The organism is Rhizobium sp. NZLR11 (genome assembly GCF_019685115.1).
Lineage (GTDB): Bacteria > Pseudomonadota > Alphaproteobacteria > Rhizobiales > Rhizobiaceae > Rhizobium.
On sequence record NZ_JABDWD010000011.1, the window covers coordinates 73,023 to 92,198 of the forward strand.

At 61.6% G+C, this 19,176-nt stretch carries 15 protein-coding genes; 11 read left to right on the top strand and 4 right to left on the bottom strand.

Annotated elements, in window-relative coordinates; all coding sequences use genetic code 11:
- The first annotated feature begins 199 nt into the window (after positions 1 to 199).
- Genes HJB83_RS19695 through HJB83_RS19705 form a run of 3 tightly spaced genes read left to right on the top strand, consistent with a single transcriptional unit; the run spans position 200 to position 3,414 of the window.
- Positions 200 to 664 (top strand): MarR family winged helix-turn-helix transcriptional regulator, encoded by a 465-nt coding sequence (locus tag HJB83_RS19695; protein WP_207581565.1) that lies wholly within the window; start codon positions 200 to 202, stop codon positions 662 to 664.
- Positions 657 to 1,880 carry an HlyD family secretion protein gene (locus HJB83_RS19700; protein WP_207581564.1) on the top strand — a complete coding sequence of 408 codons (1,224 nt, stop codon included), beginning with the start codon at positions 657 to 659 and terminating at the stop codon, positions 1,878 to 1,880. The genes HJB83_RS19695 and HJB83_RS19700 overlap by 8 nt, the downstream gene beginning before the upstream one ends.
- Positions 1,873 to 3,414, top strand: a complete 1,542-nt coding sequence (locus HJB83_RS19705) for a DHA2 family efflux MFS transporter permease subunit (protein ID WP_207581563.1) — start codon at positions 1,873 to 1,875, stop codon at positions 3,412 to 3,414. The genes HJB83_RS19700 and HJB83_RS19705 overlap by 8 nt, the downstream gene beginning before the upstream one ends.
- Here the strand turns inward: HJB83_RS19705 and HJB83_RS19710 are convergent, their stop codons facing one another.
- The 3 genes from HJB83_RS19710 to HJB83_RS19720 all read right to left on the bottom strand — a co-directional run bounded on the left by HJB83_RS19710 (position 3,415) and on the right by HJB83_RS19720 (position 5,447).
- Positions 3,415 to 4,032 (bottom strand): DNA-3-methyladenine glycosylase, encoded by a 618-nt coding sequence (locus tag HJB83_RS19710; RefSeq protein ID WP_207581562.1) that lies wholly within the window; start codon positions 4,030 to 4,032, stop codon positions 3,415 to 3,417.
- Between the two features lie 52 nt (positions 4,033 to 4,084).
- The gene (locus HJB83_RS19715; RefSeq protein ID WP_207581561.1) at positions 4,085 to 4,399 is read right to left on the bottom strand and encodes a hypothetical protein; all 315 of its coding nucleotides are present in this window, start codon (positions 4,397 to 4,399) and stop codon (positions 4,085 to 4,087) included.
- Between the two features lie 124 nt (positions 4,400 to 4,523).
- Entirely contained in the window at positions 4,524 to 5,447 is a 924-nt protein-coding gene (locus HJB83_RS19720; protein WP_207581560.1) for a LysR family transcriptional regulator, read from the bottom strand.
- A 119-nt stretch (positions 5,448 to 5,566) separates the two neighbouring features.
- Between HJB83_RS19720 and HJB83_RS19725 the strand changes: the two genes are divergently transcribed.
- Positions 5,567 to 6,310 carry an SDR family oxidoreductase gene (locus HJB83_RS19725; RefSeq protein WP_221132311.1) on the top strand — a complete coding sequence of 248 codons (744 nt, stop codon included), beginning with the start codon at positions 5,567 to 5,569 and terminating at the stop codon, positions 6,308 to 6,310.
- 325 nt (positions 6,311 to 6,635) lie between these two features.
- Here HJB83_RS19725 and HJB83_RS19730 read toward each other — a convergent pair whose 3' ends face one another.
- Positions 6,636 to 7,547, bottom strand: coding sequence for a LysR family transcriptional regulator (locus HJB83_RS19730; RefSeq protein ID WP_207581558.1), 912 nt, complete (start codon positions 7,545 to 7,547; stop codon positions 6,636 to 6,638).
- Positions 7,548 to 7,711: 164 nt separating this feature from the next.
- On the opposite strand from HJB83_RS19730, the gene HJB83_RS19735 reads away from it, so the two are divergent.
- From HJB83_RS19735 to HJB83_RS19765, 7 genes are all read left to right on the top strand, one after another.
- Entirely contained in the window at positions 7,712 to 8,524 is an 813-nt protein-coding gene (locus HJB83_RS19735) for an alpha/beta hydrolase (protein WP_207581557.1), read from the top strand.
- Positions 8,525 to 8,570: 46 nt separating this feature from the next.
- A complete protein-coding gene (locus HJB83_RS19740; protein WP_221116547.1) occupies positions 8,571 to 9,761 on the top strand; it encodes an efflux RND transporter periplasmic adaptor subunit in 1,191 nt (396 codons plus the stop codon).
- Positions 9,762 to 9,902: 141 nt separating this feature from the next.
- A complete protein-coding gene (locus HJB83_RS19745; protein ID WP_207581555.1) occupies positions 9,903 to 13,103 on the top strand; it encodes an efflux RND transporter permease subunit in 3,201 nt (1,066 codons plus the stop codon).
- A 144-nt stretch (positions 13,104 to 13,247) separates the two neighbouring features.
- The gene (locus HJB83_RS19750) at positions 13,248 to 14,159 is read left to right on the top strand and encodes an NAD(P)-dependent oxidoreductase (RefSeq protein ID WP_221132312.1); all 912 of its coding nucleotides are present in this window, start codon (positions 13,248 to 13,250) and stop codon (positions 14,157 to 14,159) included.
- On the top strand, positions 14,156 to 15,940 hold the full coding sequence (locus HJB83_RS19755; protein ID WP_221116548.1) for an IlvD/Edd family dehydratase: 1,785 nt from the start codon (positions 14,156 to 14,158) through the stop codon (positions 15,938 to 15,940). Before HJB83_RS19750 ends, HJB83_RS19755 begins: the two co-directional genes overlap by 4 nt.
- 132 nt (positions 15,941 to 16,072) lie before the next feature.
- Positions 16,073 to 17,899, top strand: coding sequence for a bifunctional diguanylate cyclase/phosphodiesterase (locus HJB83_RS19760; protein ID WP_221132314.1), 1,827 nt, complete (start codon positions 16,073 to 16,075; stop codon positions 17,897 to 17,899).
- Between the two features lie 372 nt (positions 17,900 to 18,271).
- A complete protein-coding gene (locus HJB83_RS19765; RefSeq protein ID WP_207581551.1) occupies positions 18,272 to 19,120 on the top strand; it encodes a GNAT family N-acetyltransferase in 849 nt (282 codons plus the stop codon).
- The last annotated feature ends 56 nt before the right edge of the window (positions 19,121 to 19,176 follow it).

The window sequence follows — 19,176 nt, forward strand, 5'->3', positions numbered from 1 at the left end:
GGAACTAGGGCGGAGCCGGGCCGCGGCTACCGTCTGGCGTCTCGAAAGGGCGATAGAGGGGAACCCAGGATAGGCTCGGCCGGCTGCGGCATTTTCACCGCGGCGGCCGAATCTGTCTTCCATACCCTTGTGCAGCGCACAAGCTCAATATATCTACCCATATTATAAGTATGCTTATAAATAACAGTCACAGGTTTTCATGAACGCCACTCCTACCCTCGGTTTCCTTCTCCACGACGTCGCGCGGCTGCTGCGCAAGCGGTTCGAGCAGCGTGCGAAGTGCCTTGGGCTGACCCGATCGCAATGGCAGACGCTTGCCTATCTCTCGAACAATGAAGGCATCCATCAAAGCGGGCTTGCCGAAATCCTCGAGGTCGAGCCAATTACGCTGGTGCGCATCCTCGACAAACTCGCCGAACGCGGGTTGATCGAGCGCCGTCAGCACCCGACCGACCGGCGCATCTGGTTGCTCTACATGCGCGAAGAGGCGCATCCGCTGCTCGCCGAAATGCGCGAGATTGGCGACACCACCCGCGCGGAAGCGCTGCAAAGCGTTTCAGCCGAGCAGCGCGAGCAGCTTTTCCACACCCTATCCGTAATGAAGACGAACCTGGTTCAGGCATGCCGGACCCCGGTTGACGAGAACGAGACGAACGATGGCTGATCAATCCCCCCTCCGCGTCGTTGCTGACGCCAATACCAAGACATCTGTCGAAGACAACCAAACGAAACAGCAGGAAACGGTAGCCGAAGCGCCTTCATCCAATTCAGCGCCGGCTGCCGCCGTGGCTGCGCCCGGCGGCATCAAGGTCCGCCGCCGGCGCAGTCTCACTCGGCCGATCCTGTTCGCCCTGCTGCCGGTGGCACTCGTTGTCGGCGGTTATTATTACGTCAATGGCGGCCAGGTGATGTCGACCGACAACGCTTATCTCCAGGCCGACATGGTCGGGCTTACCACCGATGTCTCGGGTATCGTCGAGCAGATCAAAGTGCACGAGAACGAGGCGGTCAAGGCGGGGCAGGTGCTCTTCAGCCTCAGAGCCGATTCCTTCAAGATCGCGCTCGACGGCGCCAAGGCGCAGCTCGGCGTGCAGCGCAACCAGATCATGAATCTCAAGGCGAGCTACCAGCAGTCGCTGGCCGAGATTACCCAGGCGCAAGCCGATCTGCCTTATTACCAGGATCAATTCGACCGGCAGCAGAACCTGGTCAACAACGGCAGCGCGACGCAATCGGCCTATGACGAAGCCAAGCATAATCTCGAGGCTGCTGAGCAGAAGGTGACCGTCGCCAAGGCGGAAGCCGCAACCACGCTTGCCCAGCTCGGCGGTTCGGCCGATCAGCCGATCGAGCTGAACCCGCTCTACCTGCAGGCAAAGTCGAATGTCGACAATGCCCAGCGCGAACTCGACCACAGCGTCGTCAAGGCGCCGTTCGACGGCATCGTCACCAATGTCAACGCGCTGCAGGTCGGCTCCTACCTGCAGGCTTCGCAGCAGGCCTTCTCGCTCGTTGCCACCGATCATCTGTGGATCGCCGCCAGCCCGAAGGAAACCGAGCTTACCTACGTCAAGCCAGGCCAGACGGCCGAGATCTACGTCGACACCTATCCTGGCGTGACGTGGAAGGGCAAGGTCGAGAGCATTAGCCCGGCCTCAGGCTCCAGCTTCTCGCTGCTGCCGGCGCAGAACACCACGGGCAACTGGGTGAAGGTCGTCCAGCGCATTCCGATGCGCGTCAGCATCGAAGACACCGAAGGCAAGCCGCCGCTTCGCGTCGGCATGAGCACGGTGGTCGATGTCGAGACCGGTCATGCCCGCGGCCTGCCCGATTTCGTCAACAAGCTTCTGGGTCGGCCTCAGGGCAAGGATCATGAGTAACGCTTCCGCTTCCCCGGCGACCCCGGTTGCCAATCGCGGCGCAATCACGGCCTGCGTCATCCTCGCCGTCATCATGCAGGCGCTGGACACGACGATCGCCAACGTGGCGCTGCCCTATATTCAGGGCAGCGTGTCGGCTTCTGCCGACCAGATCAACTGGGTCCTGACCTCTTACATCGTCGCGGCGGCGATCATGACGCCGCCGTCAGGCTTCCTTGCCGCCAAGTTCGGCCGCAAGCGCGTGCTGCTCGTCGCTATCGCCGGCTTCGTGGCCGCCTCGATCCTATGCGGCCTGGCGCAATCGCTGAATCAGATCGTCGCCTTCCGCCTGCTGCAGGGTCTGTTCGGCGCATCGCTGGTGCCGCTTTCGCAGGGGATCCTTCTCGACATCTATACCGTCGAGGAGCGCGGGTCGGCCATGGCCCTCTTCGGCGTCTCGGTCATGGTCGGGCCGGTGCTCGGTCCCGTCATCGGCGGCTGGCTGACTGATAACATCAGCTGGCGCTGGGTGTTCTACATCAACATTCCGATCGGCGCGCTTGCCTTCGCCGGCATCGTCATCTTCGTCACCGAGACCAAGAGAGATTTCCTCGCCAAACTGGATTGGTTCGGGTTCGGGATGATGAGTCTCGGCATCGCCTCGCTGCAGCTCTTCCTCGACCGCGGCGAGCAGCTCGACTGGTTCTCCTCCGGCGAGATAATCCTCGAGGCGCTGATCTGCGCTTCCGCTTTCTATCTGCTGATCGTGCATACGCTGACGGCGGAGAAATCCTTCGTCAATCCGAAGCTGTTTCTCGACCAGAATTTTACCATCAGCATGATCTTCATCTTCGTGATCGGTATCACTTATCTCGCCTCGCTGGCGCTGATGACACCATACCTGCAGACGCTGATGGGCTATCCCGTCATCACCGCCGGCATCGTCATGGGGCCGCGCGGGCTCGGCACCATGCTCTGCATGTTCATCGTCGGGCGTCTGATCGGCAAGGTCGATACGCGTTGGCTGCTGGTGCTCGGCCTCGGCCTGACTGCCTGGGCGATGCACGACATGACCGGTTGGACGCCCGACGTCTCGCAATGGACGATCGTCTCGGTCGGCTTCATACAGGGCGCCGGCCTCGGTTTCCTGTTCGTGCCACTGACAACCATCGCTTTCGCCACGCTGCCCGCCCATATGCGCGGCGACGGCACCGGGCTCTACAACCTGTCGCGCAACATCGGCTCCTCGGTCGGCATTTCGATCGTCGCGGCGCTGATCGTCGAGAACACGCAGAGCAATCATGAATCGATCGCGGCCTATGTGACGCCATTCAACCACGCCTTCAATGCCGTGGCGGCGCAGGGGCTCAGTCCGCTGACGGCGGCGGGGCGCGCTTCGCTCAACGAGATCATCACCCTGCAATCGACGATCATCGCCTACATGGACGATTTCAAGCTGCTGATGGTGATGTCGCTCGCGGTCATTCCGCTGGTGCTGCTGCTGCGCAAGCCGAAAGCAGCGCCCGCCGTCGACCATAGTGCGGTCATGGAATAATCAGCGGAAAGGTTTGCTGAGATAACGCGAGCCCTGAATGCCGAAGCGCCACGGTGCTTCGGCATTTTTGGTGATGCCGATGCGTTTTCCCGAGATGATCGGCACCGGTGCTGACGGCGCGATCGCATAGGGCGGGCGGTCGAGCAGACGGTCGTTGATCTGAATATCGATGCCGAGCCCCTGGCAGAGTTTGCCGGGACCGCTGCAGAGCGCGGTCAGCCTCTCGGTGCCGCGCCGCTCGATCATCAGAGGGATTCCCGTTTCCGGCTCCAGCGCGCGAATGAGCGCGGCCGAGCCCGGATGGCAAACGAAGTTCAGGCACCAGTACATGCCGTAAATGCGGTAAATGTAGACATTGCCGGGGCGGCCGTACATGGCGCCGTTCCGCTTGGTCGGGCCGCGGAAACTGTGCGAGGCCTCGTCATCGGGGAAATAGGCTTCGGTCTCGGTGATCCGGCCGCCGACGCCATCGACAGTGAGATGGCAGCCGAGCAGGTCGCGAGAGACGGTGATCGCGTCGCGCTCGAAAAACGCCCTGAGGTTTTCGCCGGTGAGCGCGCCAGCGCCGATCGCGCCAGTTATCGTTCCACCATCGGTCATGGCCGACGCAGATAACATTCATCGCACCCGCCGTCATCCCAAAACCGCTTCATGCTTTCAGCCACCGGCATCAGCGGCCGGCATTCGGATCGCGCATCGGGATTGAGGAGACGGTGACCGAGACCGGGTCGCTCGCCGGGAAGGAGCCTTCCAGACCTTCCTCCAGCTCTTCTTCGAGCAAAGCTGGGTCCTTGCTGCGCGCGCCGTCGTTATGGGCAGGTTCGATCGCTGCCGCAAGCAGGGTCTTGGCCCGCAAGACGGCGGTTTCCAGGGTCAGCTCGGGCGTACTCCGCAGTGTCGCGGCAATCCTGTCTTCGCCTTCGCCGCCGAATTCGACGACAAAGCCGTCTTCCGTCTGGTAGACGGTGATATCATTGAGTGCCATGGCCGTTTCCCCAAAGAACGCTCATATTAGCAAGGTGCGTTTTACTGCATAATTCCCTAAATCGGAATCGATTTAGGGAATTATGCAGCGATTCAGAGTGTTACAGCATCCTTTGCGCGTCTTTTCAGACGCGCGGTGCTGTAATAAACGCGTTTTCCGAATTTTGTCGTGCGAAGACCTTCACCAGCCAGTCGATGAAGACGCGCACGCGCGGCGTAAGCTGGCGGTTGCGCGGATAGAGCAGGGAAACCGGTGTCGGGGTCAGCGGAAAATCCTTGAGGACATGAATAAGCGTTCCTTCGGCCAAGTCTTTTTCGGCGTGATAGCGTGGGATCTGGATCATGCCGAGGCCCATCCTCGCCGCTGAAATGTAGCTTTCGGCGGCGTTGACGGCGACGGTAGCGGGAATGGTGATGTGACGCACCGCGCTGTCGACGATGAATTCGAGCGGTAACAGGCTGCCTGTACTGCTGGAGCGGAAGCCGACCATGCGGTGGCCGGCAAGCCCGTCTGGATGCTGCGGCAGGCCATGGGTGGCGACATAGCCAGGTGAGGCGAGCGTGATCTCATCCAGCATGGCAACGCGCCGGGCGATCATGTCGCTATCCCCAGGCGTGCCAACGCGCAGCACGCAGTCGATGCCCTCGCGCACCAGATCGACCAGCCGGTCGCCTTCGCTCATGTAAAATTCGATCTCAGGATAGGTCTGGAGAAAAGACGGCAGGCTCGGCAGCACGAAATGGCGGGCGAGTGTGCCATGCACATCGACGCGCAGCAGACCCTTCGGCTTGGCGCCGGCAAAGCCGCCTTCGGCATCTTCGATATCGGCAAGGATCGACAGGCAGCGCTGGTAATACGCTTCGCCGTCGAGCGTTGGGCTGACATGGCGTGTGGTGCGCTGGAGCAGGCGCACGCCGAGGCGGGCCTCGAGCTGCTTCACCGCATCGGTGACGGTCGAGCGCGGCAGGCCGGTGTCTTCGGCGGCAAGCGTGAAGCTGCGGCGTTCCACGACGCGGCAAAGCACCCGCATGGCATCGAATCTGTCCATCTTTTTGTTCGCCATTCCCGGATAGTGATGCCGAAGAATGCCTGATTATCCGCGGAAGGAAAAGGCGCATCTTCTCCTCATCGAAAACGCGCTGCGGCGCAGGATGAAGGAGACGGACCATGGCTTCCCAAGAAAACGGCAAGGTGGCGCTGGTCACCGGCGCTTCCCGCGGCATCGGCGCGGCAGTCGCCCGACGCCTCGCCAAGGACGGTTTCACCGTCGTCATCAATTACTCCGGCAACGCCACCCCGGCCGAGGAACTCGCCCGGGAGATCGAGCAGGCCGGCGGCAAGGCGCTGACTGAGAAAGCCGATGTCAGCGATGCGCAAGCCGTCCGTCGCATGTTCGATGCTGCGGAAACTGCCTTCGGCGGTGTCGACGTCCTCGTCAATAATGCCGGCATCATGATGCTGTCCTCGCTGGCTGAGGCCGATGATGCCCATTTCGACCGCCAAGTCAGCGTCAATCTCAAGGGCACCTTCAATACGCTACGCGAAGCGGCCAAGCGGATGCGCGACGGCGGCCGGATCATCAATTTCTCGACCTCGGTCGTCGGGCTGAAGCTCGAAACCTACGGAGTCTATGCCGCCACCAAGGCTGCGGTCGAAACGCTGACAGCGATCATGGCCAAGGAGATGCGCGGCCGCAACATCACCGTCAACGCCATCGCACCTGGTCCTGTTGCCACGGACCTTTTCCTCAACGGCAAGTCGGACGAGCTGATTGCCCGGATGGCCAAGATGAACCCGCTGGAGCGCCTGGGCACACCTGAAGACATCGCCGCCGCGGTGGCCTTCCTCGCCGGCCCCGACGGCGGCTGGATCAACGGCCAGACGCTGCGCGCCAATGGCGGAATGATCTGACGAAGGCAAGCGGCCGATGCCCTATGGCATCGACGATTTGCTGAAGCCGGCCGTCGAGAACTGAAACCCGGCCCGCCGACGGGGGTACATGAGCCAAGCCGTCATCGCGATTATGTGAACGGGCTTGCGGAATTTCCCCTTACAATCCTGCGGGGAGTACCTATGTTTGTTCTATCGGGAGAGAGTGGAATTCCCTACCGTTCTTTTCCGAAACTCCAGAGCCTGCCGCTCTCTTCCTGCGGTGCGACAGGCTTGATGTTCAAAGTTGCACAGTGCGGCCCGTCGAAGGTTTCCCCTGCCTTCCGGGCCGTACTTGTTTTGGCGCTCAGCCGTCGTTCAGTCTCGCCTCTACCAGAAGCTTTACCAGCCAGTCGACAAAGACACGGACCTTGTTGCTGAGGTGGCGGTTCGGGGGGTAGACGACGTAGAGCGGCAGCGGATCGCGGCGCCAGTCCGGGAGCACGCGGACGAGTTCACCCCTTGCCATCGGCTCACGCGCCATGAAAATCGGCACCTGCGCGACGCCGAGCCCCGTCAACGCAGCTGTCAGATAGGTGCGGCTATCGTTAACCGAGGCGATGTAACGTGGACTGGTTTCGATCACCTCGTTGTGCCGGCGAAATTCAAAGGGCAGCGTTCGGTTGTTCTGAGCGCGGAAATAATTGACGGAGTAATGATCGGCCTCCAGATCCTCCGGCCGCTCGGGCATGCCGAATTTTTGGATATAGTTCGGCGAAGCACAGGTGATCATCTCGACTTCGGAGACACGCCGCGCAATCAGCGACTGATCGGCCGGCGTGCCGGCCCGTAGCGCGCAGTCGACATTTTCTGCAAGATAATCGACCGTGCGGTCGCCGACCCCGAGATCGATGCGGATATCGGGATAACGCTGATAGAAATCGTAGAGCGCGGGAACGACGATCCAATCGGCGAAAGCGCCGGCCATCTCGACACGCAGCCGCCCGCTCGGCAGGCTCTGCGAATTGGAGAGGCTGCCATCGAGTTCCTCCAGCTCCGAAATAATCTGGGCGGCGCGTTCGTAATAAAGCGCGCCGTCCGTGGTCACCATCACCCGGCGCGTGGTACGATTCAAAAGCTTGGTGCGCAAATGCGCCTCCAGGCCCTGGATGAGATTGGTTACCGTCGCCTTGGGCATGGCGAGCATGTCGGCGGCACGGGTGAAATTGCCCGTCTCCACCACGCGAATGAAGACGCGCATTGCCGAAAGCTGATCCATCGGTTTGAAATCCGCGGTTTGCGTTGCACCATTGTTCGAGATCTGGAACAGTGTTATCGCGATATAGCTTCTTATTCCTCGGTTGGAATAACAATATCTTTTTTGTACAAAATGCAAGCGGCAGGCGTTGTCTGCTTCTGGCTGACGCAAAAGAGACCGGACGCATGACGGTGGAATGGAAAGATATGATGCTGGATAAGGTGGCCATCGGCCCCGTTTCCGCACGTATCTACCAGGGCGCCGATTACGGCAAGGGTCCGCCAATCGTGCTTTACCTGCATGGCGGCGCGTTTCTCGACAGCGACAAGAACGTCGACCGGCCGGTGGCAATGAGTCTCGCCAAGGCGGGCGCCATTGTTGTCGCCGCTGATTACAGCAGCCTTTCCGATAATATTTTTCCGAGGGCGTTGGAAGTCTCCTTCTCCGTCTTCAGCTATCTCGCCAACAAACGCGCTGGCCTCGGTGACCGCAAATCGCTGCTCTTCGTCGCCGGCGAAGAGGCGGGTGGCAATATTGCCGCCGGCGTGGCGCTGAAGGCGCGCGACCAGATGCCGGATGCGCTCGACGGTCAGGTGCTGATTTCGCCGCTGCTCGATCCGTTCATGGGCACGTCCTCGATCCGCAAGGCCGATGCCATCGGCATGCGCCGGCGCTGGACGGAAGGCTGGAGCCACTATCTAAGCGGTGGCGGTTGTCACCCTTATGCAGCGCCTTGTCTCTGTTCGCGTATTTCAGGCGTCGCGCCGGCGCTGATACTCACTGCGGAGGACGATCCTCTGCACGACGAGACAATTGGTTACGGCGCCCGCCTGAAAACGGCCGGCGTCGGTGTGCGCCAGCATGTCCTTCCCGCCGGGACGGGCTGGCCTTCGATTTATGGTGGGAAATCCGACGGAGCGCCCGACTGGCAGGAAAACGTCAGCCGCCATTTCGGAAGCTTCCTTCGGGACGTAAGCGTCCAAACGCAATTGCATTGAAGAAGATCTGATATTTCGGCGGCTCGTAGCCGCAAGGAGAGCACTGATGACGTCCAGAAAGAAGCGCTGGGCCCTGGTGGGCGCCGGCTTAGGCCTTATTGCGTCCGTTTCCGGCGCTGCATTGTTTTTCGAGCTGCCGATGAGCACGACCGCCACGGCTGCTTCCGCCCCCGCACAGGCTCCCGCTGTGCCGGTGACGGTCGCCGTCGTTGCGGCGCGCGACGTGACGGCCTGGGAGAGTTTCTCCGGCCGTCTAGAAGCCGTCGACCGGGTGCAGGTGCGTTCCCGCGTCGCCGGCGCCATCCTGGCGGTGGCTTTCCGCGAAGGGGCGCTGGTGAAGCAGGGCGACCTGCTCTTCACCATCGACCCGGCTCCCTACCAGGCAACCGTAGCCCAGGCGCAAGGCCAGGTCGCTTCGGCCGAGGCCAGGGTCAGCCTGGCGCAAACCGAACTCGATCGTGGCCACAGGCTTTCCGACAATCGCACCATCTCCCAGAGCGATCTCGATCAGCGCCAGAGCGCACTGACCGAGGCTCAGGCGGGGCTGCGGTCGGCACAGGCTGCGCTGCAGTCGGCCCAGCTGGATCTCGATTATACGCAGGTGCGGGCTCCGGTTTCCGGCCGCATCGGCAAGATCGAGGTTACCGCCGGTAACCTTGTCGCAGCCGGCTCGACCTCGCCGGCGCTGACGACGCTTGTTTCGGTCGATCCGATCTATGCGAGTTTCAACGCCAGCGAAGAGATGGTGACGCGGGCGCTTGCCCAGCTTCCGCAGACCGACAGCGCCCTGCCTCCGGTCGAGCAGATCCCGGTCGAGGTCGGCACGCTGACCGACAGCGGTACGCCCATCAAGGGCAAGCTGCAGCTGATCGACAATGAGGTCGATGCCTCAAGCGGCACGATCGGCGTGCGCGCCGTGTTTGACAATCCGGGCGGGCGTCTCATCCCCGGCCAGTTCGTGCGGGTGCGTATGGGCCAGCCGAAGGCCGAGAACAAGATCGTCATCAGCGACCGCGCCGTCGGCACCGACCAGGACAAGAAATTCGTCTTCGTCGTCGATGCCGAAAACAAGGTCGCCTACCGGCAGGTCCAGCTCGGCACACTTTCCGATGGCCAGCGGGTGGTCGAAAGCGGCCTGAACGCCGGCGAGACGATTGTCGTCAACGGTTTGCAGCGCATCCGTCCAGGGGCAGTCGTAGCACCCCAGATGGAAGAGAAGGTCGCGACCGCTCAATAACACATCGCCTGCCCCTCCCGGGGGAGGGCGATGCCTTCGCTTCTGGGAAGGCCAATACCCGAAATGATATGACCCGCCGGCGGCTTCCAAACCGCCGGAGAGGGACTTTGCATCCATGTTCACCCCGGAGAGGGCTTTGATATGAACATCTCCAGATTCTTTGTCGACCGCCCGGTCTTTGCCGGCGTTCTTTCGGTCCTCATCGTGGTTGCCGGCCTGATCGGCCTGCGCTCGCTGCCGATTTCCGAATATCCGGAGGTGGTGCCGCCGTCGATTGTCGTGCGCGCCACCTATCCCGGCGCCAACCCGTCGGTCATCGCCGAAACCGTGGCGACGCCGCTCGAAGAGCAGATCAACGGCGTCGAGGGCATGCTCTACATGTCCAGCCAGGCGACATCCGACGGCGTGCTCAACGTGACCGTCACCTTCAAGCTCGGCACCGACGCCGACAAGGCGCAGCAGTTGGTGCAGAACCGCGTTTCGCAGGCCGAACCGCGGCTGCCGGCGGAAGTCCGTTCGCTCGGCATCACGACGGTCAAGAGTTCGCCCAACTTCATCATGGTCGTCAACCTCGTCTCCGACGGTGACAATCACGACATCACCTATCTTCGCAATTACGCGACTCTGAATATCAAGGATCGGCTTGCCCGCATCGCCGGCGTCGGTCAGGTGCAGGTCTTCGGCGCTGGCGATTATTCCATGCGGGTCTGGATCGACCCACAGAAGGCTGCCGAGCATAATCTCGCCGCGAGCGACATCAGCAACGCCATCAGTTCCCAGAACGTCCAGGCCGCCGCCGGCATCATCGGCGCATCGCCGAGCCAGCCGGGTGTGGATCTGCAGCTCAACGTGAATGCTCAGGGCCGCCTACGCACACCCGAGGAGTTCGGCAGCATCATCGTTAAGACGGGCGCCAGTGGCGAGATCACCCGCCTGCGCGATGTCGCCCGCATCGAACTCGGTGCCGCGGACTATACGCTGCGTTCGCTGCTCGACGGCAAGCCGGCCGTTGCCGTTGCCGTGCTTCAGGCGCCCGGTTCGAATGCGATCGAAATCGCCGACAATGTGCACGCCACCATGGATCAGCTGCAGCTCGCCATGCCCGAGGGCGTTAAATACGAGATCGTCTACGATACGACGAAATTCGTGCGTGCCTCGATCGAGAAGGTCATCGACACGCTGCTCGAAGCCATTGCGCTTGTTGTTCTCGTCGTCATCCTGTTCTTGCAGACATGGCGCGCCTCGATCATTCCGCTGATCGCGGTTCCGGTATCGATCATCGGCACCTTTGCGGTGATGTATGTCTTCGGCTTCTCGATCAACGCGCTCAGTCTGTTCGGGCTGGTGCTCGCGATCGGTATCGTCGTCGACGACGCGATCGTGGTGGTCGAAAACGTCGAGCGCAATATCGAACAGGGGCTGTCGCCACGGGCCGCCACCTACAAGGCGATGAAGGAAGTCTCCGGTCCGATCGTCGCGATCGCGCTGGTCCTCGTCGCGGTCTTCGTTCCGCTGGCCTTCATCTCCGGCCTTTCGGGTCAGTTCTATCGTCAGTTCGCACTGACGATCGCCATCTCGACCGTCATCTCGGCCTTCAACTCGCTCACCCTCTCGCCAGCGCTGGCAGCCCTTCTGCTGAAGGGCCATCATGAGCCGAAGGACTGGCTGACGCGCTTCATGGACGCCATCTTCGGCTGGTTCTTCCGTGGCTTCAACCGTGTCTTCGGCGCGGGCTCGAATGCCTACGGCAAGGGCGTGGGCGGATTGCTGTCGCGCAAGAGCATCGTCATGGTGATCTATCTGGCGCTGGTCGGTGCGACCTATAGCCTATTCAGTACGGTCCCCGGCGGCTTCGTGCCGTCTCAGGATAAGCAGTATCTGATCGGTTTCGCCCAGTTGCCGGACGCCGCAAGCCTCGACCGCACGGAAAATGTCATCAAGCGCATGACCGACATCGCGCTGGCGCAGCCGGGCGTTGCCAATGCGATCGCCTTCCCGGGCCTGTCGATCAACGGCTTCACCAACTCTTCGAATGCCGGCATCGTCTTCGTGACGCTGAAGGATTTCGAGGAGCGCAAGACGCCTGATCTCTCCGGGGGCGCCATCGCTATGGCGCTGAACCAGAAGTTCGGCTCCATTCAGGATGCCTTCATCGCCATGTTCCCGCCGCCGCCGGTCAACGGTCTCGGCACGACGGGCGGCTTCAAGCTGCAGATCGAGGATCGTGCAGGCCTTGGCAACCAGGCGCTCGACGAGGCCACCAAGGCAGTTCTTGCGAAAGCCTATCAGACGCCTGAGCTCGCCGGGCTGTTCTCCAGCTTCCAGATCAACGTGCCGCAGCTCTATGCCGATCTCGACCGCGCCAAGGCCGAGCAGCTCGGGGTTTCCGTCACCGACGTCTTCCAGACACTGCAGATCTATCTCGGTTCGCTCTATGTGAACGACTTCAATGCCTTCGGCCGCACCTACAGCGTCCGTGTGCAGGCCGATGCCAAATTCCGCGCTCAGCCGGAAGATATCGGCCAGTTGAAGGTCCGTTCGGCATCGGGTGAGATGATCCCGCTTTCAGCCCTGCTGAAGGTTGAGCCGAGCACCGGTCCGGAGCGCGCGAACCGCTACAACGGCTTCCTCGCTGCCGATATCAACGGCGGTCCGGCGCCGGGCTTCTCGTCCGGCCAGGCGCAGGCCGCTATCGAGAAGATCCTTCACGAGACCCTGCCTGCGGGTATCGACTTCGAATGGACGGATCTGACCTATCAGCAGATCCTTGCCGGTAACTCCAGTATCGTCGTCTTCCCGCTGGCACTGTTGCTCGTCTTCCTGGTGCTTGCCGCCCAGTATGAAAGTCTGACGCTGCCGCTTGCGATCATCATGATCGTGCCGATGGGTGTACTGGCCGCGCTGACAGGAGTCTGGCTCACCGGTGGAGACAACAATATCTTCACCCAGATCGGCCTTGTGGTGCTTGTCGGTCTATCGGCGAAGAACGCGATCCTGATCGTGGAATTCGCCCGCGAACTGGAGTTCGAGGGAAGGACACCGCGGGAGGCCGCGATCGAGGCCAGCCGCCTTCGTCTTCGCCCGATCCTGATGACCTCCCTGGCGTTCATCATGGGTGTCGTGCCGCTCGTCGTCTCCACGGGCGCCGGCGCGGAGATGCGCGCGGCCATGGGTGTCGCGGTTTTCTCGGGCATGATCGGGGTGACCTTCTTCGGCATCTTCATGACGCCCGTCTTCTACGTGCTGCTACGGCGGTTGACGGGCAACCGTCCGCTCGTCCAGCACAAGCCGGACGAGCACAAGGAAGAAGAGGCGGAGGTCATCCGGCTCGCGGCGGAATAAACAGAATTCAACCTTCCTTTGTCGAGTAAATCGGGCGGGAACTTCGGTTCCCGCCCGTATCGTTTTCAGGCCGATGCATCACCAAAATAGTTGCAACGGCGGGTGAGCGGGTTATCAAAGACGAACAACAGTTGGGAGGACTGAATGACAGGTTCGAGCAGAGGTCATGACGGGAGGCGGATCGCCTTTCTCGGCACCGGCCTGATGGGAGCGCCGATGGCGCGTCGGCTGCTTGGCGCGGGTTTTGCCGTCGCCGTCTGGAATCGTGATCCCAGCAAGGCCGAGGCCCTTGCAGGAGACGGCGCGATCTGCGCGGAAACACCCGCAGATGCCGTTTCAGGCGCTGATGTCGTCATCACCATGCTGACCAACGCCGAGGCGGTGAAGGACGTGCTGTTTAACCGCGGAGCGGTCGATGCGATGACATCAAGCGCCGTCGTTATCGATATGAGTTCGATCGCCCCGCATTTCGCCCGCGACCATTCTGCCAGGCTTTCCGAACGCGGTATCGCTCATGTCGATGCGCCGGTGTCCGGCGGCGTCGTCGGGGCGGATGCCGGTACGCTGGCCATCATGGCCGGCGGCGACAAGGACGTCGTCGATGCGCTTACAGATGTCTTTGCGCCGATGGGGCGCGTGACCCGCGTCGGCCCAAGCGGAGCAGGCCAGCTTGCCAAGCTTGCCAACCAGCAGATCGTCGCGGTAACGATCGGCGCCGTTGCCGAAGCGATGATGTTGATTACAGCCGGCGGCGGCTCGCCGGCAGCCTTTCGCGACGCCATTCGCGGCGGCTTTGCCGAGAGCCGTATCCTTGAACTGCACGGCAAGCGCATGGTCGAAAGGCAGTTTACTCCAGGCGGTTCGTCGAGCAACCAGTTGAAAGATCTGAACGCCGCCATGGAGACGGCCGACACCTTGTCGCTGACGCTGCCCCTGACTGCGACGGTGCACGCCGAATTCAGCGAATTCGTCGCAAACGGCAATGGCGAAAAAGATCATAGCGCCCTGCTCCTCCATCTCGAAGAGAAGAATGCCCTGCCGGGAGGAAAGAGGTGACTGACAGCCATTCTCCGAAGCGGCGCCTGCGTTCCCAGGATTGGTTCGACAATCCCGACCACATCGACATGGCAGCGCTCTATCTTGAGCGTTTCATGAACTACGGCATCACGCCGGAAGAATTGCGATCCGGCAAGCCGATCATCGGGATTGCCCAGAGCGGCAGCGATCTCACGCCCTGCAACAGGGTTCATGTCGAGCTTGCCACGCGCGTGCGCGACGGCATTCGCGATGCCGGCGGCATTCCGATCGAGTTTCCGACGCATCCGATCTTCGAGAACTGCAAGCGCCCGACGGCTGCGCTCGACCGCAATCTCGCCTATCTCGGCCTCGTTGAAATCCTCTACGGCTATCCTCTCGACGGCGTCGTGCTGACGACCGGCTGCGACAAGACCACGCCTTCGGCGATCATGGCTGCGTCGACGGTCGATATTCCGGCGATCGTGCTTTCCGGCGGTCCGATGCTCGACGGCTGGCACGAGGGGGAACTGGCGGGTTCCGGCACGGTGATCTGGCGGATGCGGCGAAAATATGCGGCAGGCGAGATCGATCGGGAAGAATTCCTGCAGGCGGCGCTCGATTCAGCGCCATCAGTCGGCCACTGCAATACGATGGGCACGGCTTCGACGATGAACGCCCTTGCCGAGGCACTCGGCCTTTCGCTGACCGGTTGCGGCGCCATTCCGGCCGCATATCGCGAACGCGGCCAGATGGCCTATCGTACCGGGCGGCGCGCCGTCGAAATCGTCTTCGAGGATCTGAAGCCGTCGGATATCCTGACCCGCGAGGCTTTCCTCAATGCCATCCGCACCAATTCGGCGATCGGCGGTTCCACCAACGCACAGCCGCATCTGGCGGCAATGGCGAAACACGCCGGCGTCGAACTTCATCCCGACGACTGGCAGGTGCACGGCTTCGATATCCCGCTGCTGGCCAATGTCCAACCGGCGGGCGCCTATCTCGGCGAGCGTTTTCATCGCGCCGGCGGCACGCCGGCGATCATGTGGGAATTGCTGCAGGCCGGAAAGCTCGATGGCGACTGTCGCACGGTGACGGGCAGGACGATGGCCGAAAACCTGCAGGGCAAGGAGGCGCGCGACCGCGAGGTTATCCGGCCATTCGCTGAACCGCTGAAGGAGCGAGCCGGCTTCCTTGTTCTCAAGGGCAATCTCTTCGATTTCGCGATCATGAAGATGAGTGTCGTCTCGGAGGATTTCCGCCGGCGCTACCTTCAGGAGCCGGGGCGCGAGGGCGTCTTCGAGGGCCGGGCGGTGGTTTTTGACGGGTCGGAGGACTATCACAAGCGCATCAACGATCCTGAACTCGACATTGACGAAAATACCATCCTTGTCATCCGCGGCGCCGGGCCGCTCGGCTGGCCGGGTTCGGCTGAGGTCGTCAACATGCAGCCGCCGGATCACCTGCTGAAACGCGGCATAAGCAGCCTGCCGACGATCGGCGATGGCCGCCAATCGGGCACGGCCGACAGCCCCTCGATCCTCAATGCTTCGCCGGAAAGTGCTGCCGGCGGCGGCCTCGCCTGGCTTCGCACCGGCGATGTCATCTGCATCGACTTCAATCAGGGGCGCTGCAACATGCTGGTCGACGAGACTGAAATCGAACGGCGCAAGGCAGAGGGAATTCCGCCGGTGCCGGCGGACGCGACGCCATGGCAGCAGATCTACCGCCGCTCGGTCACGCAGTTGTCCGACGGCGCAGTTCTGGAGGGAGCGGCGGAATTTCGTCAGATCGCCAAAAGACCGCCGCGGCACAACCACTGATCCTGAAGGGCGCCGTGGACTGCAAGTTCTCTGATCCAAAAGGGGAAAGTCGTAACGGACGGTTCACCTAGTGACTAGTTCGATCATCGGCACAAGGCTTCATTAATGCCGGCTTGAGACCATATTGCAATTATGGAAGCTCCTAAGGCTGAGACCGCGTTGCCAGAAAATAGACCCACACGATCCGAACAAGAGTTCCAGGATCTTCTGCGCCGGCTCGAACTCGCTCTCGATGCATCCCGGATCGGTGTCTGGGAACACAGCATCGCAAAGGGCGGGATCCTGTGGGATGCGCAGATGCACCGTCTCTACGAGACCGGCGAGACATGTCGGGACGTGCCGGCATGGTTATGGTCGAATGCGATCCATCCCGACGATCGTGAGCAGGCCGAACGCGACTTCGACCAGGCGATTGCAACACGCGGCGCCTATAATTCGCAATTCCGGATCGTACTGCCGAGCGGCGAAATCCGCTACCTGCGTTCACGCGCGCATTTCTATGTGGATGCAGAGGGGCTTCCCTCGTTCATCGGCGCCGAATGGGATGTGACTGCCGACATAGTGCTCAATGCCGAGCTCGCGCGACAGAAAATGGTGGCCGAGGCGAAGGCGGTGGCGCTCGAGGAAAGCAATGCGCGCATCGAGCACGTCGCCGATCACGATTATCTCACTGGCTTGCCGAACCGGCGGCTTCTCGACAAGCGGCTCACCGAACTGCCGGTTGACAAGAGCATCACGACGCTTGGCGTCCTGCATCTCGACCTCGACCAGTTCAAGCAGATCAATGACAGTCACGGCCATGCGGCAGGCGACGCCGTGCTCAGGGCCGCAGCGCTTCGCATCACCGCCGCCATTCCCGCAAATGGCATGGTCGCCCGCGTTGGCGGTGATGAATTCGTCATCGTACTGGTCAATTTCAGCGATCTCGCTGAGCTGAAGCTGATCACCGAGGATCTTCAGCGTCGGCTGCGCAAGAAGATCCGCTTCGGCCACGAGATGCTGCAATCCGGCGCCTCGATCGGTGTTTCCTGGAGCGGCGATCGGCGGGCGCGCAACCTGCTTGCCGAATCCGATCTGGCGCTCTACCAGGCGAAGAAGCTCGGGCGCAACCGCGTCGAATTCTTCACGCGGCAACTACAGGAGGATCTGCGCGCCAAGCGCCGCCTCGCCGAAGAGCTCAAGCTGGGGCTGGAGCGCGGCGAGATCGTTCCCTACTATCAGGTGCAGCTTGACGCCCGGACCCGGGAAGTCATCGGCTTTGAGGCGCTGGCGCGCTGGAAACATCCCGACAAGGGCGTGCTCGCCCCAGGGATTTTCCTGAAGATCGCCGACGAGCACGGGCTTGCGGCGGAGATCGATGCGGCGATCCTCAAGAGCGTTCTCGAAGACCGGCTGTCCTGGCTGTCTCGCGGCCTTGCGGTTCCACGCATCGCCGTCAACATCTCGGGGTCGCGCCTTGCCGATCCGACATTGCTCGGCAAGCTGAGGAAGCTCGATATTCCGCCCGCCGCGATCGTCTTCGAACTGGTCGAGACGATTTTCCTCGACGACAGCGACGAAAGACTGCTCTATCATATCGGCGATATCAAACAGATGGGTATCGACATCGAGATCGATGATTTCGGATCGGGCCATGCCTCGCTCATCGGTCTCGTTAAGCTGCGGCCGAAACGGTTGAAGATCGACCGGCAGCTCATCGCCGAGGTTGTCAGCTCCGCCGAGCAGCGGCGCGTGGTGGGTTCGATCGTGGAAATCGCCAAGGCGCTCGACGTCGAGGTGATCGCCGAGGGCATCGAGACCGAGGCGCATGCCGTCGTGTTGGCGCAACTCGGCTGTGATGGCCTGCAGGGTTACGCGTTTGGTTATCCCGCACCGGCGGCCGAGACAGCGCGTCTTTTCTCGCCGATGGCGAGCGGGATCGAAAAGCAGAAGACCGTGATGAGCGGAACGGCCCGGTGATCCGTCGGCGCGGCGACCGCCGCCGCGCCCGGTTTCAACAGCGGTTTTCCCGGCTTGCGGAAGTGATTTCGGCCGAAATGCTTTTCTCTTTTTCGGAACGGCCAGGCGATATCTTTTCGGCGCGGCGTTTTATTCGCGCTCGCAGGAGGATAATTGGCGCGCAAGTAATTTTCTTGAGCTTGCATCGGCATTGTTTCATGGTAATGCGGAAACCAAGCTTTCTGCATTGCCTCGAAAAATGATTATACGCGTCGTCACGTCCATCAACGCGGCTCTCCATCATTCGCAGGTGCAATCGGGGAGTCGGGGACCTGACAATTACTTTGACATTGCCGGGATGGACTTGCGGGACATGCAATCTGGGAAAGTCGCATGAATTCGGAATTTGCCGTTCGTTCGATGCGGCCCGGCGAACTGGAACTCGTGCTCGAATGGGCGCGTCAGGAGGGCTGGAACCCAGGCCTCGATGATTCGCTTGCATTCATGGAGGCCGATTCGTCCGGATTCTTCGTCGGCGCCATCGGTGAAGTCCCCGTCGGTTCGATCTCGGTCGTCAAATATGGCGAGAGTTTCGCCTTCCTCGGCCTCTACATCGTTCATCCCGATTTCCGCGGCAAGGGTTATGGCAGGACGATCTGGGAGGCGGGCATCGCCAGCGCACACGATCGCACGATCGGCCTTGACGGCGTCGCCGCACAGCAGGATAACTACCGCAAGGCCGGCTTCGAACCCGCCTACTCCACCCTTCGCTACGGCGGCGTCGTCACCTCCTTGCCGGTCTCGACGCTTGCCGCGCAGCCGGTGCTGGATTCGCGCCTGGAAGGCCTGCAGCGTTATGATTCGGCGATCTTTCCGCAGCCGCGCGATGCCTTCCTCGCGGCCTGGTGCACCGGTCGCAAGGGTCGCCGCTCAGTAGTGGTACGCAAAAGCGGCAAGATCCGCGGTTACGGCACGATCCGCCGCTGCTACGAGGGCTACAAGATCGGCCCGCTTTTTGCCAATGATGCCGACAGCGCCGCAGCACTGCTTGCCGAATTGATCCCCGAGGCGAAGGGGGCTTCGATCTTCATCGATATCCCCGCGGAGAACCACGAGGCGGTCGCGCTTGCCGAAAGCCTCGGCCTTCAACCGGTGTTCGAGACGACACGCATGTATCGCGGGCCGGCGCCGGCCATCCCACTAAAGCATGTCTTCGGCGTGACGACTCTGGAGCTTGGATAGACCAATGCGCGTCGCGTCAAACTTGATTCATCCGAGGCGCTTTGGTTCTTTTGTTG